The organism is Psychrobacter sp. SWN149 (genome assembly GCF_015864565.1).
GTDB lineage: Bacteria > Pseudomonadota > Gammaproteobacteria > Pseudomonadales > Moraxellaceae > Psychrobacter.
The window spans coordinates 1-1,218 of the sequence record NZ_JADYWX010000018.1; the positions used below are offsets into that span (position 1 = coordinate 1).

Annotated in this window: 1 protein-coding gene; it reads right to left on the minus strand. The window is 47.0% G+C overall.

Annotation, left to right across the window (positions count from 1 at the left end; translation table 11 throughout):
* Window positions 1–6: 6 nt before the first annotated feature.
* The gene (gene tuf, locus I6E86_RS13650; protein ID WP_194365355.1) at window positions 7–1,197 is read right to left on the minus strand and encodes an elongation factor Tu; all 1,191 of its coding nucleotides are present in this window, start codon (window positions 1,195–1,197) and stop codon (window positions 7–9) included.
* Window positions 1,198–1,218 lie beyond the last annotated feature (21 nt).

The window sequence follows — 1,218 nt, forward strand, 5'->3', positions numbered from 1 at the left end:
GATAGATTAGTTTAGTACGTTAGCAACAACACCAGCGCCTACAGTACGGCCGCCTTCACGAATAGCGAAGCGAAGACCTTTGTCCATAGCGATTGGGTGGATAAGCTCTACGCCCATCTCAACGTTATCACCAGGCATTACCATTTCAGTACCGTCTTGTAATTGGATTGCGCCAGTTACGTCAGTAGTACGGAAGTAGAACTGTGGACGATAGCCGTTTAGGAATGGTGTGTGACGACCACCCTCTTCTTTGCTCAACACATATACTTCAGCGTCAAACTTGGTGTGAGGAGTGATTGAACCTGGCTTAGCTAGTACTTGGCCACGTTGTACGTCTTCACGCTTAGTACCACGTAGTAGTACGCCACAGTTTTCGCCTGCACGACCTTCGTCAAGCAGTTTACGGAACATCTCTACACCAGTACAGGTGGTTTTTTGAGTGTCACGGATACCAACGATTTCGATTTCGTCGCCAACGCGTACGATACCAGATTCAACACGGCCAGTTACAACAGTACCACGACCTGAGATTGAGAATACGTCTTCGATTGGCATTAGGAATGCTTTGTCAACGTCACGCTCTGGCTCTGGGATGTAGGTGTCTAGAACTTTAAGTAGTTCTACAACTGCTGGTTGACCATACTTTTCTTGTGAGCCTTTTAGGGCTTCAGTTGCTGAACCATGGATGATTGGCGTGTCATCACCTGGGAAGTCGTAGTCAGAAAGTAATTCACGTACTTCCATTTCTACGAGTTCAAGCAATTCTTCGTCATCAACAACATCACATTTGTTCATGAATACGATGATGTACGGTACGCCAACCTGACGTGAAAGCAAGATGTGCTCACGTGTTTGTGGCATAGGGCCGTCAGTTGCAGATACGACTAGGATTGCGCCGTCCATTTGAGCCGCACCAGTGATCATGTTTTTAACATAATCGGCGTGACCTGGGCAATCTACGTGAGCATAGTGACGTGCTTCTGTGTCATATTCTACGTGTGAGGTGTTGATGGTGATACCACGTGCTTTTTCTTCTGGTGCTGAGTCAATAGACGCGTAGTCTTTGGCTTCGCCACCTGAAGTGATTGCAGCAACAGTCGCGATAGCAGCTGTTAGGGTTGTTTTACCGTGGTCAACGTGTCCGATGGTACCAACGTTGACATGTGGTTTTAGACGTTCAAACTTGGCCTTTGCCATGAGTATTTCCTCTTTTTTTGG

Bases quoted from the DNA above. Each gene is read 5' to 3' on its own strand.
- tuf (WP_194365355.1), bottom strand. From the start codon at position 1,197: ATGGCAAAGGCCAAGTTTGAACGTCTAAAACCACATGTCAACGTTGGT.